20 protein-coding genes are annotated in these 25,807 nt (G+C 69.7%); 4 read left to right on the top strand and 16 right to left on the bottom strand.

Annotation, left to right across the window (positions count from 1 at the left end; all coding sequences use genetic code 11):
• Positions 1-20 precede the first annotated feature (20 nt).
• The 3 genes from ACWF7A_RS15130 to ACWF7A_RS15120 form a co-directional block, all read right to left on the bottom strand.
• Positions 21-1,223 carry a hypothetical protein gene (locus ACWF7A_RS15130; protein ID WP_452251034.1) on the bottom strand — a complete coding sequence of 401 codons (1,203 nt, stop codon included), beginning with the start codon at positions 1,221-1,223 and terminating at the stop codon, positions 21-23.
• A gap of 10 nt (positions 1,224-1,233) precedes the next feature.
• Positions 1,234-3,180, bottom strand: coding sequence for a phosphocholine-specific phospholipase C (locus ACWF7A_RS15125; RefSeq protein WP_452251033.1), 1,947 nt, complete (start codon positions 3,178-3,180; stop codon positions 1,234-1,236).
• A 91-nt stretch (positions 3,181-3,271) separates the two neighbouring features.
• Positions 3,272-4,588, bottom strand: coding sequence for a S8 family peptidase (locus ACWF7A_RS15120; protein WP_452251032.1), 1,317 nt, complete (start codon positions 4,586-4,588; stop codon positions 3,272-3,274).
• Positions 4,589-4,738: 150 nt separating this feature from the next.
• Here ACWF7A_RS15120 and ACWF7A_RS15115 point away from each other — a divergent pair, with 150 nt between their 5' ends.
• From ACWF7A_RS15115 to ACWF7A_RS15105, 3 genes are all read left to right on the top strand, one after another.
• Positions 4,739-5,482, top strand: a complete 744-nt coding sequence (locus ACWF7A_RS15115; protein WP_452251031.1) for a calcium-binding protein — start codon at positions 4,739-4,741, stop codon at positions 5,480-5,482.
• A 49-nt stretch (positions 5,483-5,531) separates the two neighbouring features.
• On the top strand, positions 5,532-8,057 hold the full coding sequence (locus ACWF7A_RS15110) for an AfsR/SARP family transcriptional regulator (protein ID WP_452251030.1): 2,526 nt from the start codon (positions 5,532-5,534) through the stop codon (positions 8,055-8,057).
• 63 nt (positions 8,058-8,120) lie between these two features.
• The gene (locus ACWF7A_RS15105) at positions 8,121-8,603 is read left to right on the top strand and encodes a calcium-binding protein (protein ID WP_452251029.1); all 483 of its coding nucleotides are present in this window, start codon (positions 8,121-8,123) and stop codon (positions 8,601-8,603) included.
• Here the strand turns inward: ACWF7A_RS15105 and ACWF7A_RS15100 are convergent.
• The 13 genes from ACWF7A_RS15100 to pyrR all read right to left on the bottom strand — a co-directional run bounded on the left by ACWF7A_RS15100 (position 8,593) and on the right by pyrR (position 25,010).
• Complete coding sequence (locus ACWF7A_RS15100) at positions 8,593-11,472, bottom strand: hypothetical protein (protein WP_452251028.1); 2,880 nt, start codon at positions 11,470-11,472, stop codon at positions 8,593-8,595. The genes ACWF7A_RS15105 and ACWF7A_RS15100 overlap by 11 nt on opposite strands.
• A gap of 860 nt (positions 11,473-12,332) precedes the next feature.
• Complete coding sequence (gene metK, locus ACWF7A_RS15095) at positions 12,333-13,535, bottom strand: methionine adenosyltransferase (protein WP_452251027.1); 1,203 nt, start codon at positions 13,533-13,535, stop codon at positions 12,333-12,335.
• 37 nt (positions 13,536-13,572) lie between these two features.
• Positions 13,573-14,826, bottom strand: coding sequence for a bifunctional phosphopantothenoylcysteine decarboxylase/phosphopantothenate--cysteine ligase CoaBC (gene coaBC, locus ACWF7A_RS15090; RefSeq protein WP_452251026.1), 1,254 nt, complete (start codon positions 14,824-14,826; stop codon positions 13,573-13,575).
• Positions 14,827-15,024: 198 nt separating this feature from the next.
• Positions 15,025-15,303 (bottom strand): DNA-directed RNA polymerase subunit omega, encoded by a 279-nt coding sequence (gene rpoZ, locus ACWF7A_RS15085; RefSeq protein WP_045313812.1) that lies wholly within the window; start codon positions 15,301-15,303, stop codon positions 15,025-15,027.
• A 3-nt stretch (positions 15,304-15,306) separates the two neighbouring features.
• Entirely contained in the window at positions 15,307-15,903 is a 597-nt protein-coding gene (gmk, locus tag ACWF7A_RS15080) for a guanylate kinase (RefSeq protein WP_452251025.1), read from the bottom strand.
• The gene (mihF, locus tag ACWF7A_RS15075) at positions 15,900-16,217 is read right to left on the bottom strand and encodes an integration host factor, actinobacterial type (RefSeq protein WP_030471603.1); all 318 of its coding nucleotides are present in this window, start codon (positions 16,215-16,217) and stop codon (positions 15,900-15,902) included. Before mihF ends, gmk begins: the two co-directional genes overlap by 4 nt.
• A gap of 297 nt (positions 16,218-16,514) precedes the next feature.
• The gene (gene pyrF, locus ACWF7A_RS15070) at positions 16,515-17,339 is read right to left on the bottom strand and encodes an orotidine-5'-phosphate decarboxylase (RefSeq protein WP_452251024.1); all 825 of its coding nucleotides are present in this window, start codon (positions 17,337-17,339) and stop codon (positions 16,515-16,517) included.
• A complete protein-coding gene (gene carB, locus ACWF7A_RS15065) occupies positions 17,336-20,638 on the bottom strand; it encodes a carbamoyl-phosphate synthase large subunit (protein WP_452251023.1) in 3,303 nt (1,100 codons plus the stop codon). The genes pyrF and carB overlap by 4 nt, the downstream gene beginning before the upstream one ends.
• Entirely contained in the window at positions 20,638-21,780 is a 1,143-nt protein-coding gene (carA, locus tag ACWF7A_RS15060) for a glutamine-hydrolyzing carbamoyl-phosphate synthase small subunit (protein WP_452251022.1), read from the bottom strand. The genes carB and carA overlap by 1 nt, the downstream gene beginning before the upstream one ends.
• The gene (locus ACWF7A_RS15055; protein ID WP_452251021.1) at positions 21,747-22,235 is read right to left on the bottom strand and encodes a PH-like domain-containing protein; all 489 of its coding nucleotides are present in this window, start codon (positions 22,233-22,235) and stop codon (positions 21,747-21,749) included. Before ACWF7A_RS15055 ends, carA begins: the two co-directional genes overlap by 34 nt.
• Entirely contained in the window at positions 22,232-23,512 is a 1,281-nt protein-coding gene (locus ACWF7A_RS15050; RefSeq protein ID WP_452251020.1) for a dihydroorotase, read from the bottom strand. The genes ACWF7A_RS15055 and ACWF7A_RS15050 overlap by 4 nt, the downstream gene beginning before the upstream one ends.
• Complete coding sequence (locus ACWF7A_RS15045; protein ID WP_452251019.1) at positions 23,509-24,441, bottom strand: aspartate carbamoyltransferase catalytic subunit; 933 nt, start codon at positions 24,439-24,441, stop codon at positions 23,509-23,511. Before ACWF7A_RS15045 ends, ACWF7A_RS15050 begins: the two co-directional genes overlap by 4 nt.
• On the bottom strand, positions 24,438-25,010 hold the full coding sequence (gene pyrR / locus ACWF7A_RS15040; protein ID WP_285642317.1) for a bifunctional pyr operon transcriptional regulator/uracil phosphoribosyltransferase PyrR: 573 nt from the start codon (positions 25,008-25,010) through the stop codon (positions 24,438-24,440). Before pyrR ends, ACWF7A_RS15045 begins: the two co-directional genes overlap by 4 nt.
• Positions 25,011-25,267: 257 nt before the next feature.
• On the opposite strand from pyrR, the gene bldD reads away from it, so the two are divergent.
• Positions 25,268-25,756 (top strand): transcriptional regulator BldD, encoded by a 489-nt coding sequence (gene bldD / locus ACWF7A_RS15035; RefSeq protein WP_030471611.1) that lies wholly within the window; start codon positions 25,268-25,270, stop codon positions 25,754-25,756.
• The last annotated feature ends 51 nt before the right edge of the window (positions 25,757-25,807 follow it).

Genomic DNA, 25,807 nt, shown 5'->3' with positions numbered 1-25,807 from the left:
GTATCAGACACCCCCGACAGTCACGCGTTGCGCCTCACCAATCCGGTGAAGCCCGCCACGAACAGGGTGGCGAACGCCCATGCCAGGATCTGCAGCAGCCACGTGGACGCCAGCACCAGCCGGCCGGCGCCGGAGCCCGCGTCCACGGTGCAGCGGGCGGCGTCGACCTTCACCAGCGGCGTCGCCACGTTCAGGGCGTAGCCGACCTGTTCGACCGTCGAGCACCGCACCGCGCCGGAGACCAGCACCACACCGATCGACACCGCGAGCACCCCGGCCAGCCACACGAGGGCGAGGCCGGGGCGGTACCCGTGCCCGACCGTCACACCGCGCACGAGGTGCCAGGCGCGTCCCCACCGCGAGAGCTGGCCGCGGCGGCGCAGATCGCGTTGCTGGGCAACGCGGATGCGTCGCACGTCCTGTTCGTGACCGGCGGCCTGGTGCGCCGAGGCGAGCTGGGCCCACGGCTGGGCCGAGTAGCGGAGTGTGCGCGTCGAGAGCAACGACATCCATTCGTCCACAGTGGCGTCGCGCGGCAGTCCCTCGTAGACGAGCCCTTCGAGCTGGACGTCGCCGTCGATCCCGGCGAACGGCATCAGCAGGTCCTTGCCGACGCGCACGTGCCGCAGGTCGAGCGCGACGCCGGAGCTGAAGCGGCCCTCCCGCGCGACGACCTGGCCGTCCACGCGGGTTCCGCGCAGCCGCACCGCCGCGTGCCTGCCGCCGCCGGAGACGTCGCACCCCTCGTTCAGGAAGATCCCGTCGCCGATCTGCATGTCCACCAGCGTCAGGCCCGCCTCGAACCGCCCGCCGCCGCACATCAGCACGCCGGACACGCGCGACCCGCTGAGCGTCACGGAGCCCGCGGCGTGGAACCCCTCGTCCAGGTAGACGCTGCCGCCGATGCGCATGTGCAGCGCGTCGATCGACTCCTCGGCACCCAGCCGGGCGCCGCTGAGCCGGAGGTGGTGGTCCACGGTCAGGCCGCGGGCCTCGATGCCCGGCGCGTCGAGCCCCGCCAGGTCGAGCAGGGTGAACTGCGCCCTGCTGAGCAGCACCGGCTGCTCCGTCGTGCAGTCCTGCAGCACCAACGGCCTCTTCGCCACGACGTCGGACAGGTCGAGCTGCCCGGTGATCTTCGCCCCGATGATCCTCAGCCCACCGGGATCCAAAGATTCGTGATCGATCATCCGCCGCCGGATCTCGTCCCCCGTGATCTCCACGGGAGCAACGTTAACCGGAGATCGACTCCCGGCCGTTCTCGATGTGACCGCACAGACGGCGGCGGAACGTCGGCTCCTCCTCCACCGTCACCGTCAGGTCGTACCAACCGGAGTTCATGACGGTCAGCCACGGGATCACGTGCCGATGCCCCGGCCTCACGGCGTAACGACGCCGCCCCAGCACAAACGTCAGCCGCGTCGATCCGCTGTTCTCGAACGTCAACGTCAGCACACGGCTGTATCCACGCACCGACGACGAGACGCGCGCACGGTCCGTGGAGGAGCCGGCGAACTCACGGCGGAACCCGTTGGGACCCAACAACACGAGGTCGTGATCACCTGTGACCTCGACCGAAGCCGATGAGGCGACATCGAAGTGCTGTGGCAGTGCGAACTGCCCGGAGTACGGGTACAGCGCGAAGTGCACGGACTCCGCCCCGGAGTTCGACATCTCCAGCGAGGCCCCGCGCAACGACGCGTCCGGCTGGTACGGAAGGGCGCGCGCTCGCCGTCGTCCGGTCTCCTGCTCGGGCATCTTCTGCTCGGACGGGGGCACGGGCCGCCAGCGCGGCGTGGCGGGTGGCACCGGGGCGGGCTCGCCCACGTCGGGCCACGTGCGGCGCCGGTCGAAGTCGAACGCCGAGGTCAGGTCACCGGCGACGGTCCGGCGCCACGCGGAGATCTCCTCCGACCGCACCCCGGTCCACTTCTCCAGGAACCGCGTCATCGACGTGTGGTCGAACACCTGCGAGTTCACGTAACCGCCCACGGACCACGGCGAGACGACGGTCATCGGCACGCGCGCACCCAGTCCCAACGGCCTGTCGCCCACGTACTCGTCGGTGACGGACAACGGCGGGCGCGGCGGCGGCACGTGGTCGTAGAAGCCGTCGTTCTCGTCATAGGTGATGAAAAGGACCGTCGACTCCCACACCTCCTGGTTGGACGCCAGCGCGTCCAGCACCTGGTAGGTGATCGAGGCGGAGGCCGCGGGCGACGACGCGCCGGGGTGCTCGGAGTCCACAGAGGACGGGACCAGGTACGACACGGCGGGCAACCGACCGGAGGCGACGTCCGCGCGGAACGTCTCCCCCAACCCGCCCGGCTTCACCCGGTGCAACCCGCGCGAGTACAGGGACTTCTCCGCCGCGGAGAGCTTCGACAGGTCCAGCGAGCCGATCAACGCCGCGTCGCCCGTCCCGTACAGCTTGTCGAGTGACTTGAACCCGGCGGGCAGCACCTTGCGCGCGATCTCCTTGAAGCGCACGTAGAACTCCAGGTTGTTGTCCTGGAAGTTGTCCCACTCCTGGTACACGCGCCACGACTTCCCGGCGGCCTCAAGGCGTTCGGGATACGTCTTCCACGTGTAGCCCGTGTGCGTGTCCTCGCTGTAGGCGGCGTTCCCGGTCGCACGGCCACCAGAGGGTTCATAGCCCGTGTACCCGGACACCCAGTAGTTGCGGTTCGGCGAGGTCGAGGACGGCACCGAGCAGTGGTAGGCGTCGCACAGCGTGAACGTGTCCGCGAGCTCGTAGTGGAACGGGATGTCCTGACGCGTGTAGAACGCCATCGTCGCCCCGGTCTTCGCCGGCACCCAGTTGTCGTTCCACCCGCCGCGCAACGCCGAGTGCCCGCCGTTCCAGCTGTGGTCCAGGTCGCCGATGTACTGGATGTCCCGGCCAGACGCCGCCTCACGCACCGGGAACGGCAGCACACCCGACTGGTTGAACACACCCCTCAGCGCGTTGCGGTCGGAGAACCCGCGCACACCACGGAGAGTGCCGTAGTAGTGATCGAACGAACGGTTCTCCTGCATCAACAGCACGACGTGCTTGATCGCGCGCAAGCCTCCCGCACGGGGCTCACGCGCCAACGCGGCGTACACCGACGGTGGCAGCAGCGTGCCGGCACCAGCAGCAGCGACGGCAGCCATGAACCCACGACGAGAGAGCGACATGTATCGAGTTTGTAGTCCCGGTACATGTCGCGTAACCAACCCTCGCATGAACAAAGGCCCCGGATGACCAGGGCCTTGTTCACAGATCACATCAGGCGGCGGCGATGGCGGCGGCAACGCTCTGCCGCGCGTCGAGCAGCCCCTTGCCGCACTGAGCGGCCGCGGGGAGCACCTTCGCCTTCAGGTGCAGCAGCACCTGTGCGGGCGTCAGCAACGCCTTGCCGTTCTGCACACGGGCGTGCTGCATCAACGCCACGACACCGGCGACGTGTGGCGTGGCCATGCTCGTGCCCTGGTAGCGCTGGTAGATCGACCCGGCGGGCACCGTCGGGCCGTTGTTCAGCGTCGACAGGACACCGTTCGCGGCCAGCGGCGAGGTCTCGCCACCGGGTGCGCAGATCTCGATCGTGGCGCCGAAGTTCGCGTACGACGCCCTGTTCGCCTGCCGGTCCGTGGCACCCGTGGTGATCACACCGGCGCAGTTCGCGGGTGTGGCGCCGGCGGCGTTGGCCGAGGAGTTGCCCGCGGCCACCACCACGGTGGCGCGGTGCACGTTGCGAGCCGTGTTGATCGCGTTCTGCAGCGTCGCGGGGCACGCCGCCGAGGGACCGCCGAGCGACAGGTTCAGCACCTTGGCCGGGTTCGGGTTCGCCGGAACACCCGGAACGGCGCCACCGGCCGCCCACACGATGCCCGCGGCGATGTCCGCCAACGTGCCACCGCACGTGCCGAGGACGCGCACGGGCACGACCCTGGCCGACGGTGCGACGCCCGTGACACCGGTCGCGTTGTTGCGCACCGCCGCCACGGTGCCGGCGACGTGCAGCCCGTGCCAGCTCGACGCCCGCGCCGCCGTGCCGGGACCGCACTGGTTCGCGAGCCGCCAGTCGCCCTGGTCCGTCGGGTTGGCGTCCCGGCCGCCGCCGTCCTTGGCGTAGGCCGCGTTGCTGATGAAGTCGTAGCCGCCGACGTAGTTGGCGGACATGTCCGGGTGAGCGGTGCGGCCGGTGTCGATCACCGCGACGCGCTGGCCCGCCCCGGACGGACCTAGGTCCCACGCGGGCGAGAGCTGGATGCCGCCGGTCGCCTCCCAGTAGTGCCACTGCTGCGGCCACATCGGGTCGTTCGGCACGGCCGTCGCCTCGAGCACGATGTTCGGCTCGGCGTACTCGACGTCGCCGCGGGCCATCAGCACGCGGATCGACTCGGCGGCGTCCCTCGACGCCAGCACCTCGGCGCCGTCGGTGGCGTCGGCGACCGCCCGCGACTTCGACTCGGTGAGCGCGTCCCCTCGCGACGCACCGTCGCGGAACTTGACGATGATCTCCTGCTCCTCGGGTTCCTCCTGCGCCGCCGCGGTCAGCGGTGTCACCGTCAGCGCCATCACGACGCCGAGCAGAGCTGCCATACCTGTTCTCACGGTCTTCCTCCCCTTCACGAGCGGACTGACGGCGAGAAGCAGAGACCGGCGTGGTTGTGGCACGGATGCGAAGGCCACAACAGATCCACAACAGGCGACGCGTACCCACGTGCTCAACGTCTTCGAGGGGGGAACGCCATGCTCACGCTCGTCGTCGCGGCCGCACTGGCCGCATCGGGAACCGCCGCCGCACCAGAACCCGCGACCGTCGCGCGGGTCGAGGCCGGCAGGCTCGTCGTCACCGGGGCGCTGGCGCGCGCCAGCCAGATCCACGTCTCCGGCACCACCATCAGCGATGCCGGCACGATGCGGCCGGGCACCGGGTGCACGCGCCTGTCGGCCTCACGCGTCCAGTGCGCCCAGGTCCAGAAGATCGTCCTCTACCTGGGCAACCGCGACGACTCCGTGCTCTACGACAGCGCCGTGCCCACCGAGCAGCACGGCGGCCACGGCGACGACTCGCTGAACGGCGGATCGGGCGCGGACGTCCTGCAGGGCGGCGAGGGCGACGACGTGCTCAGCGGCGGACTGGGCCCCGACCAGCTGTTCGGCGGGGACGGCGACGACGTGCTCGACGAACCGCAGGCCGACGCGGGCGGCAACTTCCTGCAGGGCGGCTACGGCAACGACAAGATCGACGGCGCGAAGCTGAACATGCGCGACCGGGCGGACTTCAGCGACCACACCGAGGGCATGACGATCGACCTCGCCGCGGGCACGGCGAGCAGGCCTGGCGAGATCGACGAGGTCGGGAACGTGCAGGACGTCTACGGCACCCAGGGTGACGACGTGCTCAGCGGCAACGCCTGGCCCAACAAGATGTACGGCCTCGGCGGCAACGACACGTGCACGCAGGGTCCGCTCGACCAGTGCGTTCAGTGAGTTCGGCCGGCTGATGTATCAGAGTCGGCCTTAGGAACTCCGCTCGTGCGTGGACCCACTAGACGTCCGCCTGCTCGGACCCCTTGAAGTCACCGGGCCAGGCGGCGTGCTGCGCCTCGCCGGCACGCGCCAGCGCTCCCTCCTGGCGCTGCTGGCGTTGCGCGCACCCTCGGTGCTCCCCGCAACGCGTCTGATCGACGCGTTGTGGGGCACCGAGCCCCCACCCACGGCGTTGCGGACGTTGCACAGCCACATCGCGCGCGTCCGTTCGGCTCTCGCCGCGATCGGCCTCCCGGACGTCCTGGTCACCACCACTGCGGGCTATGCGCTTCGGATCGACCCGTCGCACGTCGACGTCACACGGTTCGAGCGCGCTTCGTCGCCTCGTGCGGCACTCACGTTGTGGCGCGGCGATCCCCTGACCGACTGCGCCGTCTCCGAGTGGGCGTGCGCCGAGATCACCCGGTTGCACGAGGCACGTCTCGCCGCCGAGGAGGCGTTGGCGCAGCAGGAGATCGGCCGTGGCGCCTATGGAGCCGCCGCCGCGCAACTCGAACGGCTCGTGGTCGGGCATCCGTTGCGAGAACGCTTCTGGGAGCTGCTCGCCGACGCACAACTACGTGACGGCCGACGGGCCGATGCGTTGAGCACGGTCCGTCGGGCACGCAAAGTGCTCGTCGACGAGTTGGGTGTCGATCCCGGACGGGGCCTGCGCGCGGTCGAGGCGGAGGCGCTCGCGTGCCCTCCCCCGGACTCCGGCGCGGGGCTGGTCGGACGGCAGCGCGAGACCCAGGACGTCGTGCGGCTGCTGGAGAGGTCGCGGCTCGTGACGCTCACCGGACCGGCGGGCTGTGGCAAGTCCCGGCTCGCCCAGCACGTCACGCCGTCGTCCACGGTGGTCGACCTGACGTCCGCGTCGTGCGTCGAGGACGCCGTCGCAGCGGCGTTCGCGATCACCACCCGTGAGCTGAGCACGCTCGGGAACACGTTGGTGGTGCTGGACAACTGTGAACACCTAAGGGCCGCGTGTGCTGCGTTCACCGAGGCACACCCTCAGCTGCGTGTGCTCGCCACGAGCCGTGAACCGCTTGCCGTGCCCGGTGAAACGGTCTACCCGCTGCCGCCGTTGGCCGTTCCCGACCCGGAAGTCCCACGCTCGTTGACCGAACTGGCCGCCTATGACGCCGTGCAGCTGTTCCTGGACCGTGCGGCGCACACGTACACAGACGCTGATGCACCCGCTATCGCGCAGCTCTGCGCTGCGCTCGACGGCTTGCCGCTGGCGCTGGAACTGGCCGCTGCCCGCACGTCCGTCCTCACGCCCGCGCAGATCGTGCGACGGCTGCGTGACCGGTTCGGGCTGCTGGAGCCGTTGCGGGCCGCGATCGCGTGGAGCCATGACCTGCTGACGCCGCCGGAACGCGCGCTGTTCGCCGATCTCGCGGTGTGCGCGGGCGGGTTCCCGGCGGACCTGGTGGAGGCGCTGGCGAGTTCGCTCGACGCGCTGAGCGGGCTGGTCTCCAAATCGCTCGTGCGGGTGTCCCGGGTGGCGGGCGAGACCCGTTTCTCCATGCTGGAGACCGTTCATGCGTTCGCGGTGGAGCAACGCTCTTCCGCACACGCACGTGCCGCCGGCTTCTTCTTGTGTCTGGCCGAACGCGCTGAGGCCGACCCAACAGGCACCTTGCTCAACGAGTTGCGTGTGGAGCACGCGAACCTGAGACGCACCATGGACTGGTTCGAGTCGACCGGTGACGCAGGCAAGATCCTTCGCCTCGTGGTGGCGTTGACCCGTTACTGGCACCGCACCGGCAACTACGGCGAGGGCCGGCGGTGGCTCGCGGTAGCACTGGAAGGCTCGGGACCGTTGCGCGGCAAGGCTTTGGCCTCCGCGGCGGCCCTGGCGCTGCTGGAGTGCGACTACCCCGAAGCGGTGCGCTATGCTGAAGATGGATTGGAGACCGATCCATCTCTGGCCGGAAGGCTGCACCGGCTGCTCGGCTCGGTCGCGCGAGAACGCGGTCATTACGAAGCTGCGCTCCACCATTACCAAGAGGCCGCGCGTGCCTCGAACCCGATGAACGCCGCCTACGCCCGTCAGCTCGCGGGCGCCACGTCCTGGCTGGCCGGTGATCTCGTCGTGGCCGAGGCCGATCTTCAGGCATCACTGAAGTCACTGCGTGAACTGGGTGACCGTCGCGGTGCCACGTCGTCGCTCGCCTACCTCGGTGCCGTCGCCTGGTACCGGGGCGATGCCGCGCGGGCGCGCAGGATGCTCGACGAAGCGCTGGACGCGTTCGGAGAACTGGACTTCAAGGAGGGCATAGCCTGGGCACTGAACCTGCTCGGTGTGGTCGAACAGGGCACCGGCAACCCGCGGGCCGCGCGGCCGTTGCTGGAGCGCAGTCTCACGCTGCACCGCGAACTGGGCGACCGCTGGCGTGAGGCGAGCGTCCTGGAGGCACTCGCCCGCTCGACGGGCAGGCGCGAGCTGCTGAGCGAGGCCGCGGCGATCCGGACCAGGATCGGCGCGCCGGTGCCGACCGTGGAACAGGACATGGCGCACTCCGGTTAGCGTTCGGGCAACGCCTCGTCGTCACTCTCTCCTCAGGCAAGAAACCGAAGAGGGGAAACGACAATGAGACTGCGCATCGCCGCCGCCGCGCTCGCCATCGGACTGTGCACCGCCGGTGTCGCCCAAGCGGACGACGTCCCGCCGGAGTTCCAGAACAGACCGCCCCAGGCGGCCTGCTACAACGCCGTGCCCACGATCGTCGGGGCGGGCTTCATCTCCGGCGGCCCCGGGCCGGACGTGATCCTCGGCAGCAACGGGCCGGACGTGATCGTCGGCCTGGGAGGCAACGACGTCATCCTCGGTCTCGGTGCCGACGACGTGATCGTCGGCGGCCCCGGCAACGACCTGATCTGCGCCGGTTGGGGCGACGACAAGGTCGACGGCGGTCTGCACCACGACACCGTCTACGGCGAGCCCGGCGACGACAAGCTGCTCGGCGGTGACGGGATGGACCTGCTCTCGGGTGACCTGAACTCCGACGAGGGCGACGGCGAGGCCGGGTTCGACTTCTGCACGGCGTCCACCGAGGCCCAGATCAGCTGCTAGCGACCGCCTGCCGCAACAGGATCTCCGTGGCCGGATCGGGTCTGACCCCGAGCTGCCGCAACGAGTCCAGCACGCGCGCACGCGTCCTCACCATCCTGTGGGGATTGCGTGCGCGCACTGCCGCGGCGAGCGCGAGCCGGTGCCCGCGCGGGTCGAACGGCTCCAGCGCCAGCGCGCGTTCCGCCAGCTGGTGGGCCTCGGCCGGGTCTCCCGTGACGAGCCTGAGTTCGCCGAGTGCCAACAGGTTCCGCACGTGCGTGGCCCTGATGCCGGTGATCTCGGCCTCGCACAGGTCGGTCAGGTCCGGGAGCGGTTCGCCTCGCCACAGCGCCACGGCGTCGTCTGCGCCGCACTCCTGGAACGACCACAGGTCCACGGTCAGCTGGTCGCTGCGGACGAGCCGGATCGTCTCGCCGTCGCTGCGCAGGAAGTAGCTGGCCTCACCGCCCGCCCGGCCGGGTTCGAGCAACCGCCTGAGGTGGGTCATCGTCACACGCAGGTTCCGCGCGGCGCTCGCGGCGTCGAGCTCGGGCCACAGCAGGTCCATCGCCTGCTCGCGGGGCAGCGAGGCGCGCAGCGTGAGAAGGCCGAGCAGTTGCCGGACACGGGCCCGGCGCAGCTCGGGCGCGTCGATGGCGACGCCGTTCCGCGTGACGCGCATCGGCCCGATGACCTCGATGCCGATCGGGTGGTCCGGCGGCGCGGGCACGGTGGCGAGCAGTCTGGCGGCACCGGCGGCGAGGTCCGGATCCCGGGCGAGCACGCGGAACTGGCGGTGCACGGCCGTTCCGACGCGGTCGGCGAGCCAGGTGCCCAGGTGCGTGCTGCCCGCCGCAGCCTGACGCGCGGCGAGTTCGACGGACCACGGCAACGGCAGGAAGCACAACGCGTGGGCCGCTGGCAGATCCTTCCGCAGATCGCCTTGCCTGGCATCGAGGAACGCACGTCCGGCGGCTCGCGCCTTCCGGTGCGAAGGCCCCAGATCGGTGCTGTCCCACCGTTCTCTGAGCTCGTCGCTGAGCACGTACCCGAGCGTCAGGAACCGGCGCAGATGCCGTTCGGCGAGCGCGATCTCCAACGGCCACCGGTCCAGGTGCCGCTTGTAGATGTCGCGGGCCAGATCCTCCTCCCCGCGTGTGACGGCCGCGGCCGCTTGCGCCGCACACGCCAGCACCGCGTCACGAGGGTTGTCCTGCTCCGCCGACAGTTCCGGCGCCGTCTCACCGAACGACGCCGCGACGACCGCGTGAACGGCCCGCGCCACGAACTCGTCGCGAGCCGTGCTGTCAGTGCCATCCCCGTGGAACTCAACGGCTTCGCCGTCGAACCAGCGCGCCGTGGCAGCATGACGATGCGCCAGTTCGTCGTCGAGCATCCGTTCGGCGAGCTCGGCCGCGTCCCGCCCCCGCCCGCACATCGCGAGGCAATGCACGTGGAATCTGATCGTGGACACCGCAAGCGCTTGGGGCACAGCGTTCACAGGTGCCTGCGCAAGGTGCGTGAGCGCCGCCTCGGGTTCACCGGCGAGCTCGGCCACCACCGCGGCGACGCTGTGCTGGAGCACCTTCAACACCGGCGACTGCGCGTCAAGCTGGTGCGCCCGTTGGGCGACGGCGGCCAGCCGCACCAGATCCCCTCGGGAATGCGCCGTGATCACGGCCTGCCCCAGCGCCACCGCCGCACCCTCGTGGTCGCCGGCGTCGAGCATCCCCGCACAGGCCCGGTCGACCAGACAGTCGATCGAAGAGTCACTGAAGTCGTGAGCGTGCACCACCGCGGCCTTCAACAACAGAAAGGCCGCCTCCTCCTCGTGCTGCAGAGGAACCGCCTCGAGCCACTTCTGAGCCGTGGCAACCGGCAGGACCGACAACGTCGTCCGCACGAGCTCCACCGCAAGCTCCGCGAGCATCGCCCAGTCACCAGCGCGGCAAGCGACCCGCCCCGCCGCAGCCAGGTCCCCGCGCCCGACGAGCACCTGCACAGCCCTGCCCCGCAGATGACCGGTGGACACGAGGCTCGCCCACAGGTCATGGGCCCGATAGCGCCCGTCGTCGAGCCGATCGACCAGCGGAACCTCCCGGGCGACGTGCTCCAGGTCGGTGGGCCCACCTGCCACCACGCCGACCTCCTCGGCCGTGGCCGACCCGAGAACCACCAGCGCGGCCAACGAGGTGCGCGTCCGCTCGGACAGCCCGCTCAGCACCTCCTCAGCGGCATAACGCCACGACGCGGCCGGCCCAGCCGTGAGCGACAACCGAACGAGTGCGGGCCACCCCTGCAGATCCTCCTCGAGCTCACGCCCCAGCTTCCGAGCCAGCGCGGACGTCTCAGCCCCGGTGAACGCCAGATCCGTCGTCTCGATCACCGCCACCTCCCCTGCCGCCTGCCGCCGAGCCAGGGGAAGGGCAGGCGTCGTGCGCCCGGACAGCACGAGGTGGGCGGTGTCCGGCAGCGCCCGAGCGACCTGCGCGAGCAAGTCAGCGCCCGGCGACCCGTCCGGAACCTCGTGCACGTCGTCGAGCAACAGGCACACGTCCAGCGGCGCCTTGCCTTGCAAAGCCGCGAGGACCTCACGCGAACCGCCCCCAGCACCCGGATGCCCGAGAGCACCCAGGATCGCCGCCGCCAGCCGGGAGGCGTCCTCGTGGCCGGGCCCGCACGTCACCCAGGCGTCGATGCCGCGCGGCGCCAGGAGGTTCGCGCGGACGGCCTGCGCCAGCGCCGTGGTCTTGCCGAAGCCGGGCCCGGCCGTGACCAGCGTGACCGGGAGCGACCAGCGGGTGCCGAGGCGGTCGACCAGGCGCAGGCGGGGCAGCTCGACGTCGAGCGGGCGCGGTACGGCGCGCAGACCGGTCGTTGTGTCCCCCACGGTGAGCGGAGGTGCTCGGAGGGCGGGAAATACGCGCCCGGCACGCTCGCGCAGGGATACCCCCGGGCTGGGAACCCCTGCATCTCAACGCATCCACCAGGTTCCACCGCTCACCAGCCTCGCCACGTGCACTTGCGATCACAACGCTCCGGAGGCTGAGGTCGTGAACGGTTCGCGACCGCTGCAGCAGTCCCTGTTACGGCCGACTCGGCGCTCCTCGCAGACGCCATCGGCAACCAGGGCGGACGCGGTGACCGTGTCCGCCCTGGTCACGCGTCGGTCACCAAGTCGGCAGAACCCAACGTACTCAGCAGGTCCGACAAGATCGGCGGCTGTGGAAGGTTCGCAGGTCAGCAGGTCACCATGACCAGCGGTGAAGTGCACACCAGGCCTGGGCCCGTGCCAGAACCACCGCCGAAGGCTCGGCCTCGACAGACACGCCAACGCACGCAGAACAACCCGAGAGGCAAGACCTTGGCGGGAGGCCGCACCAGAACCAACTCCGGCGACTCGGGATCGACGGACGGGCCGACTTACGCGGAACACCCCGTGAGCCGAGACCCTTCAGCGGGAGGCCGTGCCAGAACCAGCTCCGAAAGCACGACATCGACAGACAGGCCAACGCACGCAGAACAACCCGCGAGCCAACACCTTGGCGGGAGACCGCACCAGAACCACCGCCGAAAGCACGGCCTCGACAGACAGGCCAACGTACGCAGAACAACCCGTGAGTCGAGACCCTCCGGCGGGAGGCCGTGCCAGAACCAGCTCCGGCAACCCGGGATCGACGGACGGGCCGGAGAAGCGGAACGGCCCGCCTCCCCCAAGGGATAGCGGGCCGTTCCAGACGTGCGGGGCGATCAGGCGCCGGCGGCGCTGCGCAGGGCCTCGGCGCGGTCCGTCGACTCCCAGGGGAGGTCGACGTCGGTGCGGCCGAAGTGGCCGTACGCGGCGGTCGGGGCGTAGATCGGGCGCAGCAGGTCGAGGTCGCGGATGATCGCGGCGGGCCTGAGGTCGAAGACCTCCGAGATGGCCTGCTGGATCTTGGACGGGTCCACGGTCTCGGTGCCGAAGGTCTCGACGAAGAGGCCGACGGGGGCCGCCTTGCCGATGGCGTAGGCGACCTGGACCTCCACGCGGGTGGCGAGGCCGGCTGCGACGGTGTTCTTCGCTACCCAGCGCATGGCGTAGGCGGCGCTGCGGTCGACCTTCGACGGGTCCTTGCCGGAGAAGGCGCCGCCGCCGTGGCGGGCCATGCCGCCGTAGGTGTCAACGATGATCTTGCGGCCGGTGAGGCCCGCGTCGCCCATCGGGCCGCCGATGACGAAGCGGCCGGTCGGGTTGGTGAGCAGGCGGACGTTCGAGGTGTCGAGCGTGAGCTCGGCGATCTCGGGAGCCACGACGTGCTCGCGCAGGTCGACGCCGAGGAGCTTCTCGAGGTCGATGCCGTCGGCGTGCTGCGTGCTGATGACGACGGTGTCGAGGCGCACGGGCTGGTCGCCCGCGTACTCGATGGTGACCTGGGTCTTGCCGTCCGGGCGCAGGTACGGGACGGTGCCGTCCTTGCGGACCGCGGTCAGGCGGCGCGAGAGGCGGTGGGCCAGCGCGATCGGCAGCGGCATGAGCTCGGGCGTGTCGGTGCACGCGTAGCCGAACATCAGGCCCTGGTCGCCGGCGCCCTGCTTGTCGATCTCGTCGTCGGCACCCTCGACGCGGTTCTCGAACGCGGTGTCGACGCCCTGCGCGATGTCCGGGGACTGCGCGCCGATGGCGACGTTCACGCCACAGGAGTTGCCGTCGAAGCCCTTCTGCGACGAGTCGTAGCCGATCTCCAGGATCTTCTCGCGGACGATCGTGGGGATGTCCGCGTAGGCCTCGGTGGTGACCTCACCCGCGACGTGGACCTGGCCGGTCGTGACGAGCGTTTCCACGGCGACGCGGGAACGCGGGTCCTTGGCCAGCAACGCGTCCAGGATCGAGTCGCTGATCGCGTCGCAGATCTTGTCGGGGTGTCCCTCGGTCACCGACTCACTCGTGAACAGCCTGCTGCTGTGCTGGCTCACGGACACTCCTTCGTTGCGGGTTGGACTCGGGAAAATACTACTGAGACTGCGTCAAGCGAGCGGTAACCGCGTCCCACACAGCGGACGCCACTTGTGTTTTGGGGCCATGGGGTATAGGCGTCTCGGCGCCGTCCGGGGACAGCAGCCAGCCGGCGTTGTCGTCCTGCTCGAACGCCTTGCCGTCGCCGACCGCGTTCAGCACCAGGAGGTCGCACCCCTTGCGGCGCAGCTTCGCCCGGCCGTAGTCGAGCACCGACGTCGTCTCGTCGCCGGTCTCCGCGGCGAACCCGACGATCAGCTGGCCGGTCCTACGTGCGGAAACGAGTTCCACGAGGATGTCCGGGTTCTTCGTCAGCGCGATCGGGTCGGGGTCGCCGTCGGTCTTCTTGATCTTGTGTCCGGTGAGCGACAACGGGCGGAAGTCGGCGACCGCGGCGGCCATCACGACCACGTCCGCGTCCGCCGAGACCTTGTGCATGGCGTCGCGCAGCTCCACCGCCGAGCCGACCTTCACGAGGTCGACACCCGCCGGCGTACTGAGATCCGCGGTGTTTCCCGCGACCAAAGTCACGCGTGCGCCACGTTGGGCCGCCACCCGAGCGAGTGCATATCCCTGTTTGCCGGACGACCGGTTGCCGATGAACCGCACGGGGTCGAGTGGCTCTCGCGTGCCGCCCGCGGAGATCGCGACGTGCACGCCCTCCAGGGTCCGCTCCAGCGCGTCGCGGCGGACCAGCAGCAGCCGGGCCAGCTCGACGATCTCGGCGGGGTCGGGCAGCCGGCCCTTGCCGGTGTCCTTGCCCGTGAGCCGGCCGGAGGCGGGTTCGGCGACGACGACACCGCGCGAGCGCAGCAGCGCCACGTTGTGCTGGGTGGCCGGGTGCTCCCACATCTCGGTGTGCATCGCGGGCACCAGCAGGACCGGGCAGCGCGCGGTCAGCAGGGTGTTGGTCAGCAGGTCGTCCGCGAGGCCGTGCGCGGCCTTCGCGATCAGGTTCGCCGTCGCCGGGGCCACCACGACCAGGTCGGCGTTCTGGCCGAGCTTGACGTGCGGCACCTCGTGCACGGCGTCGAACGGGTCGGCGGACACGACCTGCCCGGACAGCGCCTCGAACGTGGCGGCTCCCACGAACTTCAGCGCGCCCTCGGTGGGGATCACCCGGACGGAGTGACCGGACTCGGTCAGCCGCCGCAGGACCTCACAGGCCTTGTACGCGGCGATGCCCCCGCCCACCCCGAGAACGATCCGGGGTTTGACGGAGGCATCGGCGTCAGACGAAGCGGAGTTCAAACCTTCTCCCGTGAGACTGGACCAGCGAAGGTCACGTCCTCACGAGATGAGGAACCCCGCTGGGGTCCGGGGGCGTGCCCCCGGCGTGGTGTGGGGGCCAGGCCCCCACCAGACACGGTGCGATGATCTGGTCCGCGCTCCCCCGGGAACTCGCCCCGGCCGAGCAGCGGCCCACACCTCACCCAGCGTCTCGAACGCTCACTCGCCCTCGGTGTGCTCGAGGAGACCCGCGTGGATCTCCCGGAGCGCGATGGAGAGGGGCTTCTCACGCGGGCCCGGCTCGACGAGCGGGCCGACGTACTCGAGCAGGCCCTCGCCGAGCTGCGCGTAGTAGTCGTTGATCTGGCGGGCACGCTTCGCGGCGTAGATCACCAACGCGTACTTCGAGCTCACCTGCTCAAGCAGGTCGTCGATCGGCGGGTTGGTGATGCCCTCCGGAGAACCGGTCAGGTGACCGAGCTCGGTGTGGGTGATCACTCGTCAATCTCCTGAAATTCGTGGTCCGACCATCAAGGATAGCAAGTCGGCCGCGGCCGACTTCACGTCGGCGTTCACGACGACCTCGTCGAACTCCTTTTCGGCCGCCAGCTCCTCACGAGCGATGGCCAGCCGGCGTTCGACGACGTCCGGGTGTTCGGTGCCCCTGCCGGTCAGCCGGTCGACCAGATGCTCCCAGGACGGGGGCATCAGCATGACCAGCTGGGCCAGTGGCATTGCCTCGCGGACCTGCCGCGCGCCCTGCAGTTCGATCTCCAGCAGGGCGGGACGGCCGGAGGCCAGAGCTTCCTCGACGGGCCTGCGAGGGGTTCCGTAGCGGTTGCCGGCGAAGTCGGCGTGCTCGAGAAACTCGCCCGCCTCGACCATCTGCTGGAACTTCTCGTGGTCCACGAAGTGGTAGTGCACTCCGTCGACCTCGCCCGGCCTCGGCTTCCTGGTGGTCGCCGAGACGGAGAAGTAGACGTCGGGTTGCTGCCTGCGCAGCTCCGCCAGGACGCTGGACTTGCCAACGCCGGACGGCCCGGACAAGACGGTGAGGCGGGGACGGGCAGAGCCCGTCCCCGCCTCGCTGCCAATCACTCTCCGCTGAACTCGGAAAGCAGGGCCTTGCGCTGACGGTCACCGAGACCGCGCAGGCGACGGCTGGGAGCGATCTCGAGGCGCTCCATGATCTGCTGCGCGCGCACCTTGCCGACGCCCGGCAGGGCCTCGAGCAGCGCGGACACCTTCATCTTGCCCAGGACCTCGTCGCTCTCGGCGGCCTTGAGCACGTCCGTCAGGGTCGTGCCGCCGCGCTTGAGGCGCTCCTTGAGCTCGGCCCGAGCGCGACGAGCGGCAGCAGCCTTCTCCAGCGCTGCGGCTCGCTGCTCCTCGGTAAGCTGGGGAAGAGCCACGATTTCCTCCGTGGTGTGGATTCTTTTCGGATCGGTGCCGCGACCGTACCGACCGCAATTGCCTGAGTACAACGTGACCCAGTCAGGTAAATCTTCAGCGGTCATGAGTTGAGGCGGCGGGTGGTAGTAGTACCAACACCCTCCGGCGGCCTGATCACTGCCCTCCGGGAACTCGTCGCACACTCAAGGTGTGCTATGAGGCCGGTGACCAGCGGGGCAGCCGGTGGCGTGGACCCTACCAACACATGTTTGCCCAGGTGAGCGCGCCACACCCCAAAAGGCGTGGCGCGCCCCTCCTCAGAGGCTCTCTTGGATCTTCCGCACCGCGCTGACCAGCGAAGACACGTCCGGCCCGTGCCTGAGAACATCTCGTGAAGAAGTCGGAAAGACGTTGCGCATGTCGGGTCCGAAGAGCCGTTTTAGATCGGCCACCGAGCCGCCCTGAGCGCCGAAACCGGGGGCCAGAACCGGTCCGTTGAACCCGGAGAGGTCCACATCCGTTTCCCCGATCGTGGCACCTACGACGAGACCGACATCGCCGCACGGGGAAATGCCTGAATTCCGAGCCGCGGCGAAATCGATGATCGTCTGCGCCACGGTTCGCCCGTCCGGAGCAACCACGCGCTGGACCTGCGCGCCCTCCGGGTTCGACGTGAGGGCGAGCACGAACACGCCCCGGCCCGTCTCCCGCGCCGTGTCGAGCGCGGGCTGCAGCGATCCGAACCCGAGGAACGGGGAGACCGTCACGGCGTCCCCGGCCAGCGGCGAGCCCTCGCCCAGGTACGCCTGGGCGTAGGCGGCCATGGTCGAGCCGATGTCGCCGCGCTTGGCGTCCACGAGCACGAGCGTGCCCGAGTCGCGCAGCTCCGCGATCACCCGCTCCAGCACGGCGACGCCCCGCGACCCGTAGGCCTCGAAGAACGCCGCCTGCGGCTTCACCATCGACACCTGGCCGCCGAACGCCTCCACGGCCGTCAGGGCGAACCTTTCGAGGCCCTCCGCGGTCCGGGAGAGGCCCCAGGCGTCCAGCAGGCTCGGGTGCGGGTCGATGCCGACGCACAGAGGTCCGTGCGCCCCAACGGCTTTGGCGAGCTTCTCGCCGAAGTTCACGACCGGCGTCACGCGTCACCCCGCAGAGCCGCCTGGAGCGCCTGCAGCGGCTGGACCCCGATGTCACCCCGGATGAGCGCCTCGATGCCGTGCACGGCCGCGGCAGCGCCCTGGATCGTGGTCACGCAGGGGATGTCCTTGGCCACGGCGGCGGTGCGGATCTCGTACCCGTCGATGCGCGGACCGCTGTTGCCGTACGGCGTGTTGAAGATCATGTCGATCTCGCCGGCCAGGATCATGTCGACGACGTTGCCCTCGCCCTCGAAGTGCTTGCGCACCTCGGTGCACGCGATCCCGTTGCGCTTCAACACCTCCGCCGTGCCCGAGGTCGCGAGGATCTGGAACCCGAGGTCGGCGAGGCGCTTGACCGGGAAGATCATCGCGCGCTTGTCGCGGTTCGCGAACGACACGAACACCTTGCCCTTGGTGGGCAGCGAGCCGTACGAGGCCGTCTGCGACTTCGCGAACGCCTTGCCGAACGACGAGTCGATGCCCATGACCTCGCCGGTGGACTTCATCTCCGGGCCCAGCAACGAGTCGACGCCATGGCCCTCGGGGGTGCGGAAGCGGTGGAACTGCATGACGGCTTCCTTGACCGCGACCGGGGCGTGCTCGGGCAGCCGGGCACCGTCACCGGTGGCCGGCAGGATGCCCTCGACGCGCAGTTCCGCGATCGTGGCGCCGAGCATCACGCGCGACGCGGCCTTGGCCATCGACACGGCCGTCGCCTTGGACACGAACGGCACCGTGCGCGACGCACGCGGGTTCGCCTCCAGGACGTACAGCACGTCGTCCTTCAACGCGTACTGGACGTTCAGGAGCCCCTTCACGCCGATGCCGCGGGCGATGGCCTCGGTGGAGCGGCGGACGTTCTCGATGTCCGACGCGCCGAGCGTGATGGGCGGCAGCGCGCACGACGAGTCGCCGGAGTGGACACCGGCTTCCTCGATGTGTTCCATCACACCGCCGATGAACACCTCTTCGCCGTCGCACAGCGCGTCGACGTCGATCTCGATGGCGTCGTCGAGGAACCGGTCGACCAGCACCGGGTGCTCGGGCGTCACCTCGGTCGCGCGGGCGATGTAGCCCGACAGCGACTCCTCGTCGTACACGATCTCCATGCCGCGCCCGCCGAGCACGTAGGAGGGGCGCACGAGGACCGGGTAGCCGATCTCGTCCGCGATCTCCTTCGCCTCGTCGAACGACGTGGCCGTGCCGAACTTCGGCGCGGGCAGCCCGGCCTCGGTCAGCACCTTGCCGAACTGGCCGCGGTCCTCGGCGAGGTGGATCGCCTCGGGCGTGGTGCCCACGACGGGCACACCGGCGTCGGCCAGGCGCTTCGCGAGCCCCAGCGGCGTCTGGCCGCCGAGCTGCACGATCACGCCCGCGACGGTGCCGGAGCGCTGCTCGGAGTGCACGACCTCCAGCACGTCCTCGAACGTCAGCGGCTCGAAGTACAGGCGGTCGGAGGTGTCGTAGTCCGTCGACACCGTCTCCGGGTTGCAGTTGACCATGACGGTCTCGTACCCGGCCGCCCGCAACGCCATCGCCGCGTGCACGCACGAGTAGTCGAACTCGATGCCCTGGCCGATGCGGTTCGGGCCGGAGCCGAGGATCAGCACCTTCGGCTTCTCCCGCTGCTCCGCGACCTCGGTCTCGGCGTTCGGGTCCAGCTCGTACGCGGAGTAGTGGTACGGCGTCTCGGACTTGAACTCCGCCGCGCACGTGTCGACCGTCTTGTAGACCGGGCGCACGCCCAGACGGTGCCGCAACGTGCGCACGCCGTCCTCACCGGCCAGCTCGGACCGCAGCACCGCGATCTGCCGGTCCGAGAGCCCAGCGCGCTTCGCCTTGCGCAGCAACGGCTCGTCGAGCACGGGAGCGTCCAGCAGCTCCTGCCGCAACGTGCCGAGCCACGCGATCTGCTCGATGAACCACGGGTCGATCTTCGACGCGTTGTACACGTCCTCAATGGACGCACCGAGCCGAAGAGCACGCTCGACCGTGTAGAGGCGGCCGTCGTGGCCGCGCTCCAGCTGCTTCAGGGTCGACTCGAGCGTAGCGCCCTCGGGGTCGGGCTGAGTCCAGAAACCGACCGATTTCGTTTCCAGCGAACGCAGCGCCTTGCCCAGCGCCTCCACGAAGTTCCGGCCGATCGACATGGCCTCGCCGACCGACTTCATCGTGGTCGTCAGCGTCGGGTCCGCACCGGGGAACTTCTCGAACGCGAACCGCGGCGCCTTCACGACGACGTAGTCGAGCGACGGCTCGAACGACGCCGGGGTCTCCCCCGTGATGTCGTTGGTGATCTCGTCGAGCGTGTAGCCGATGGCGAGCTTCGCGGCGATCTTGGCGATCGGGAAGCCCGTCGCCTTGGACGCCAGCGCCGACGACCGCGACACGCGCGGGTTCATCTCGATGACGACCATGCGGCCGTTGTCCGGGTGGATCGCGAACTGGATGTTGCAGCCACCGGTGTCGACGCCGACCTCGCGGATGACCTGGATGCCGACGTCGCGCATGTGCTGGTACTCGCGGTCGGTCAGCGTCATCGCGGGCGCGACCGTCACCGAGTCGCCGGTGTGCACGCCCATCGGGTCGATGTTCTCGATCGAGCAGATGACGACCACGTTGTCGTTGCGGTCGCGCATGAGCTCGAGCTCGTACTCCTTCCACCCGAGCACGCTCTCCTCGATGAGCACCTCGGTGACGGGAGACTCCTCCAGGCCGATCGCCGCGAGCCGCTCCAGGTCCTCCGGCGTGTACGCCATGCCGGAACCCAGGCCGCCCATGGTGAACGACGGCCGGATGACGACCGGCAGGCCGAGGTCGGCGACGGTCGCGCGGACCTCGTCCATCGTCTTGCAGACGGCGGAGCGCGGGACGTCGGAACCGATCTTGCGGACCAGGTCCTTGAAGATCTGCCGGTCCTCACCGCGCTGGATCGCGTCGATGTCGGCGCCGATCAGCTCGACGTCGTACTTCTCCAGCACACCGCGCTCGTGCAGCGCGATGGCCGTGTTCAGCGCGGTCTGCCCGCCCAGCGTCGCGAGGATCGCGTCGGGACGCTCCTGCGCGATGACCTTCTCCACGAACTCGGCCGTGATCGGCTCGATGTAGGTGGCGTCGGCGAACTCGGGGTCGGTCATGATCGTCGCCGGGTTGGAGTTCACCAGGCTGACCCTGATGCCCTCCTCGCGCAGCACGCGGCACGCCTGGGTGCCGGAGTAGTCGAACTCGCACGCCTGACCGATGACGATCGGGCCGGAGCCGATGACCAGGATGTGCTTGAGATCAGTCCTCTTCGGCATCAGCGGGCCTCATTCATCATGGTCACGAAGTCGTCGAACAGGGGCGCGGCGTCGTGCGGGCCCGCCGCGGCCTCGGGGTGGTACTGCACGGAGAACGCCGGCGCGTCGAGCAGCCGGACGCCCTCGACGGTGCCGTCGTTCGGGCAGTAGTGCGACAGCACGGCGCGGCCGAACTCCGAGGAGAACTCCTCACCCGGCGTGCCCTCCAGCGCGAACCCGTGGTTCTGCGAGGTGATGGCGACCTTGCCGGTGGTCACGTCGATGACCGGGATGTTGATGCCGCGGTGGCCGTAGCGCATCTTGTACGTGCCGCGGCCGACCGCGCGGCCCAGGATCTGGTTGCCGAAGCAGATGCCGAACAGCGGCAGCTTGCGGCCCAGGGCCTCCCTGGTCAGCGCGATGGCGTGGTCCTGCGTGGCCGGGTCGCCCGGGCCGTTCGACAGGAACAGGCCGTCCGGGCTCGTGGCGAGGATGTCCTCGAACGAGCTGGTGAGCGGCAGCACGTGCACCTCGATGCCGCGCGCCGCCATCATCCGCGGGGTGTTCGACTTGATGCCGAGGTCGAGCGCCGCGACGGTGAACTTCTTCTCGCCGATGGCCTCGACCACGTACGGCTTGTCCGTGGTGACGTCGACCGCGAGGTTCGCGCCGACCATCTGCGCGGAGGCCTTGACCTGCTCGACCATCGACGCGTCGTCGGACAGCTCGGAGCCGGAGAACACCCCGGCGCGCATCGCGCCCTGCTCGCGGATGTGGCGGGTCAGGGTGCGGGTGTCGAGGCCCGCGATGCCGACGACGCCCTGGTTCGCGAGCTCCTCGTCGAGACCGCGCTGGGAGCGCCAGTTCGACGGCGTGCGCGCGGGGTCGCGGACCACGTAGCCGGCGACCCAGATCCTGGACGACTCGTCGTCCTCGTCGTTCCAGCCGGTGTTGCCGATCTGCGGCGCGGTCTGCACCACGATCTGGCGGTGGTAGGACGGGTCGGTCAGGGTTTCCTGGTACCCGGTCATGGCCGTGGAGAACACGACCTCGCCGAGCGAGACGCCGGTCGCTCCGTACGCCTCACCGCGGAAGACACGTCCGTCTTCCAGCACCAATGCCGCGTTCGTCACGCCTTGCCTCCCACGAGTGCTGCAACCCATTCTTCGTAAACGTCTTTGTCGTCGCCACGGAAGCCCGTGTCGAAAAGGTGGCCTTCGTTCTCCCACTGGACCACCAGGAGACCCTCTTCGCTGAACATGACCTTCCCGGCGAGGCCGCGGTCGGTGCGGGCGTCCCGGATGGACTCGGCGGGGATGAACAACGGCGAGGCGCCGACGCGGTCGATGGCGACGCCCTCCGGCACGAGGCTCAGCGTGGCCTCGGCGCGGAAGCCGATGTCCCCGACCTGGATGCGGTCCTGCCAGTTGCCCGCGTTCGTCGTTCCGATGTAGACGCCCGTGGTCGCGAGCTTCGGCGCGCCCAGGGCGGCCGGCGTCGAGGGGAACGCGGGGAGGCCGGCCTGCTTGCGCTGGCGTCGCTTCCAGCCGTGCCACATGCCGTAGACGCACAGGGCGAAGAAGACGAAGACCGCCAGGGAAAGGAGGATCCGGGTCATTGCGCAATCCTCCCCGCCAGTGCGGTCACCCGGCCACGCAAGATGGTGGCCGTCACCGCGGCGGGCAGCTCCATGCCCTCGAACGGGGTGTTGCCGGCGATGCTCGCGAGCTGCGCGCCGCTGACCGTCCACGACGCGTCCGGGTCGACCAGCACGAGGTTCGCGGGCTCACCGACCGCGATCGGACGGCCCTGGTCGGTCAGGCCGGCGATCTCGGCGGGCTTCTCGCTCATCACGCGGGCGACACCGCGCCAGTCCAGCAGGCCCGTCTTGACCATGGTCTCGACGACGATTCCCAGCGCGGTCTGCAGGCCGAGCATGCCCGGACGGGCGGCCGACCACTCGCAGTCCTTGTCCTGGATCGCGTGCGGGGCGTGGTCCGTCGCGACGCAGTCGATCGTGCCGTCGGCCAGGGCCTGGCGCAGCGCGTCGACGTCGGCCTGCGTGCGCAGCGGCGGGTTGACCTTGTTGACCGGGTCGTAGGTGGCGAGCCGGTCGTCGGTCAGGATCAGGTGGTGCGGGGTGACCTCGGCGGACACCTTGGTGCCGCGCGCCTTGGCCCACTTCAGGACGTCCGCCGTGCCGGTGGTGCTGACGTGACAGACGTGCAGCCTCGCGTCGACCTGCTTCGCGAGGATGCAGTCGCGGGCGACGATGGACTCCTCGGCGGCGGCGGGCCAGCCCTGCAGGCCGAGCCTGGAGGCGTTCTCGCCCTCGTGCGCCTGGGCACCGACCGTGAGGCGCGGTTCCTCGGCGTGCTGGGCGATCACGGCGTCGAGGGACTTGGAGTACTCCAGCGCTCGGCGCATGATCAGCGGGTCGTGCACGCAGTGGCCGTCGTCGGAGAAGACCCGGACGCGTGCCTTGGAGTTCGCCATCGTGCCGAGCTCGGCGAGCTTCTCGCCCTTGAGCCCGACGGTGACGGCGCCGACCGGGTGGACGTCGACGAGGCCGACCTCCTGGCCGCGGCGGGCGACGTGCTCGACGATGACGGCGTTGTCGGCGACCGGGTCGGTGTTGGCCATGGCGAAGACGGCCGTGTAACCACCGAGCGCGGCGGCGTGGGAGCCCGTCTCGATGGTCTCGGTGTCCTCACGGCCCGGCTCACGCAGATGGGTGTGGAGGTCGACGAAGCCCGGCAGCAGGACCGCGCCGTTGCCTTCGATGATCTCGGCGTTGTCGTCCGCACCTTCTGCGATCACGCCGTCGCGGATCAGCAGATCGATCGGTTCACCCTCGCCGTAAGGCCTGACTCCCTTGAGAAGCAAGGGTTTCACGCGTTTTCCTCCTCGTGGGCAAGCAGGTGGTACAGCACGGCCATGCGCACGTGGACACCGTTGCGGACCTGCTCGGTGATGGCGGCCTGCGGGCTGTCGGCGACGACGGAGGCGATCTCCATGCCGCGCAGCATCGGGCCGGGGTGCAGCACGACGGCGTGCTCGGGGAGCAGCTTCAGACGCCGCTCGTTGAGGCCGTACGCGATCGAGTACTCGCGCGAGCTCGGGAAGAACCCGCCGGTCATCCGCTCGGCCTGCACGCGCAGCAACATCACCGCGTCCTGGGACGCGAGCTGCGAGTCGATCTCGTGCGAGACCGTGACCGGCCAGTTCTCGACGCCGGTGGGCAGCAGGGTCGGCGGGGCGACCAGCGTGACCTCGGCACCGAGGGTGGTGAGCAGGTGCACGTTCGAGCGGGCCACTCGGCTGTGCAGGACGTCGCCGACGATCGCGACGCGGCGGCCGTCGAGGCTGCCCAGGCGGTCGCGCAGCGTGGCGGCGTCGAGCAACGCCTGCGTGGGGTGCTCGTGCATGCCGTCGCCGGCGTTCACCACGGACGTGCTGGTGTGCTTGAGCCAGCCCGCGAGCCGGTGGGCCGCACCGGACGCCGGGTGACGCACGATCACGCAGTCGGCGCCCGCGGCCTGCAACGTCAGAGCGGTGTCGCGCAGCGACTCGCCCTTGCTGACGCTGGAACCGGAGCTGCTGACGTTGATCACGTCCGCGGACATCCACTTGCCGGCGATCTCGAAGCTGACGCGGGTGCGGGTGCTGTTCTCGTAGAACATCGTGATCACCGTGCGGCCGCGCAGCGTCGGCAGCTTGCGGACCTCGCGGCCGAGCAGCGCCTGCTTCAGCCGGTCCGCGGTGTCGAGGATCGCGATCGCCTGGTCGCGGTCGAGGCCGTCGGTGGAGAGCAGGTGCTTCACTTCAGCACCACTCCGTCGCGGCCGTCGAACTCTTCCAGGTTCACGACGACGTCCTCGTTCTTGGACGTCGGCAGGTTCTTGCCCACGTAGTCCGCGCGGATCGGCAGCTCGCGGTGGCCGCGGTCGACGAGCACGGCCAGCTGGACCGCGCGCGGCCGTCCGTGGTCGCGCAGGGCGTCGAGGGCGGCGCGGATCGTGCGACCGGAGAACAGCACGTCGTCCACGAGCACGACCAGCTTGTCGTCGATGCCGCCCTCGGGCAGCTTCGTCGCCTCGAGGGGCCGCGTGGGGCCTCTGCGCAGGTCGTCGCGGTAGAGGGTGATGTCGAGCGTGCCCTCGTGCACCGTCCGGCCGGAAAATTCGGCGATCTTAGCGGCTAGACGCCGTGCGAGGGGGGCTCCCCGGCTGGGAATACCCATCAAGACGACGTCGGGTGCGCTGGGTGCATCGAGAGCGGTCTTCTCGATGATCTGATGGGCCATTCGGGCGACAGTGCGCGCGACGTCACCGGCCGAGAGAATCTCGCGATCCCCGGCCGGATCCGTCGCGCCACGTTGACGTGACGCCACGGCTGGACCTCCTTCCCCGCCTCACTGGACGGGTCCTTAAAGGACGTCGGACACCTAGTGACAACTAGGCTGACCTGCACCGTATCACCTACGGACGGTCAACCATCCGAGTGGTAGGCCAGGCGTGGCGCGCGTCTCTCCTTGAGATCAGCTTGACCTGTCGACCACGGCGAGTAATCATTACTCTGCGTATCGATCTAAGCCTCCCCGCAGCACGCGCGTACTGCTGACGGGGCGAATGAACGGAGAACCGCCACATGGGCGACTACGCCAAGGCGTTGGGGGCCAAGCTCCGCGCTATCCGCCAGCAGCAGGGTCTTTCCCTGCACGGCGTCGAGCAGAAGTCCGGCGGTCGCTGGAAGGCCGTGGTCGTCGGCTCCTACGAGCGCGGTGACCGCGCGGTGACCGTGCAGAAGCTGGCCGAGCTGGCCGACTTCTACGGGGTTCCCGTCGCCGAGCTGCTGCCCGAGGGCCGCGTGCCCTCCGGTGCCGAGCCGGCCACCAAGATCGTGATCAACCTCGAACGGCTGCAGCAGCTCCCGGTCGAGAAGGTCGGACCGCTGGCGCGCTACGCCGCGACCATCCAGTCCCAGCGCGGTGACTACAACGGCAAGGTCCTCTCCATCCGCACCGAGGACCTGCGTTCGCTCGCGATCATCTACGACATGACGCCGGGCGAGCTCACCGAGCAGCTCATCGACTGGGGCGTGCTGCCTCCCGAGGCCCGTCCCGCCAAGGAAGACTGAGCTCCGCTTCCGCTTTCGGAGCAGTGGCTCCCCTGACGTCCTGCCAGTCGC

The organism is Lentzea sp. NPDC055074, assembly GCF_053608005.1.
The sequence above is the reverse complement of the archived record's forward strand: the minus strand, read 5'-3'. Positions and strand labels throughout refer to the sequence as shown.

Coding starts and splice junctions, on each gene's coding strand:
- ACWF7A_RS15125 (WP_452251033.1), bottom strand. CDS start 3,180: ATGTCGCTCTCTCGTCGTGGGTTCATGGCTGCCGTCGCTGCTGCTGGT.
- ACWF7A_RS15120 (WP_452251032.1), bottom strand. CDS start 4,588: ATGGCAGCTCTGCTCGGCGTCGTGATGGCGCTGACGGTGACACCGCTG.
- ACWF7A_RS15115 (WP_452251031.1), top strand. CDS start 4,739: ATGCTCACGCTCGTCGTCGCGGCCGCACTGGCCGCATCGGGAACCGCC.
- ACWF7A_RS15105 (WP_452251029.1), top strand. CDS start 8,121: ATGAGACTGCGCATCGCCGCCGCCGCGCTCGCCATCGGACTGTGCACC.
- carB (WP_452251023.1), bottom strand. CDS start 20,638: ATGCCGAAGAGGACTGATCTCAAGCACATCCTGGTCATCGGCTCCGGC.
- carA (WP_452251022.1), bottom strand. CDS start 21,780: ATGGGTTGCAGCACTCGTGGGAGGCAAGGCGTGACGAACGCGGCATTG.
- ACWF7A_RS15055 (WP_452251021.1), bottom strand. CDS start 22,235: ATGACCCGGATCCTCCTTTCCCTGGCGGTCTTCGTCTTCTTCGCCCTG.
- bldD (WP_030471611.1), top strand. CDS start 25,268: ATGGGCGACTACGCCAAGGCGTTGGGGGCCAAGCTCCGCGCTATCCGC.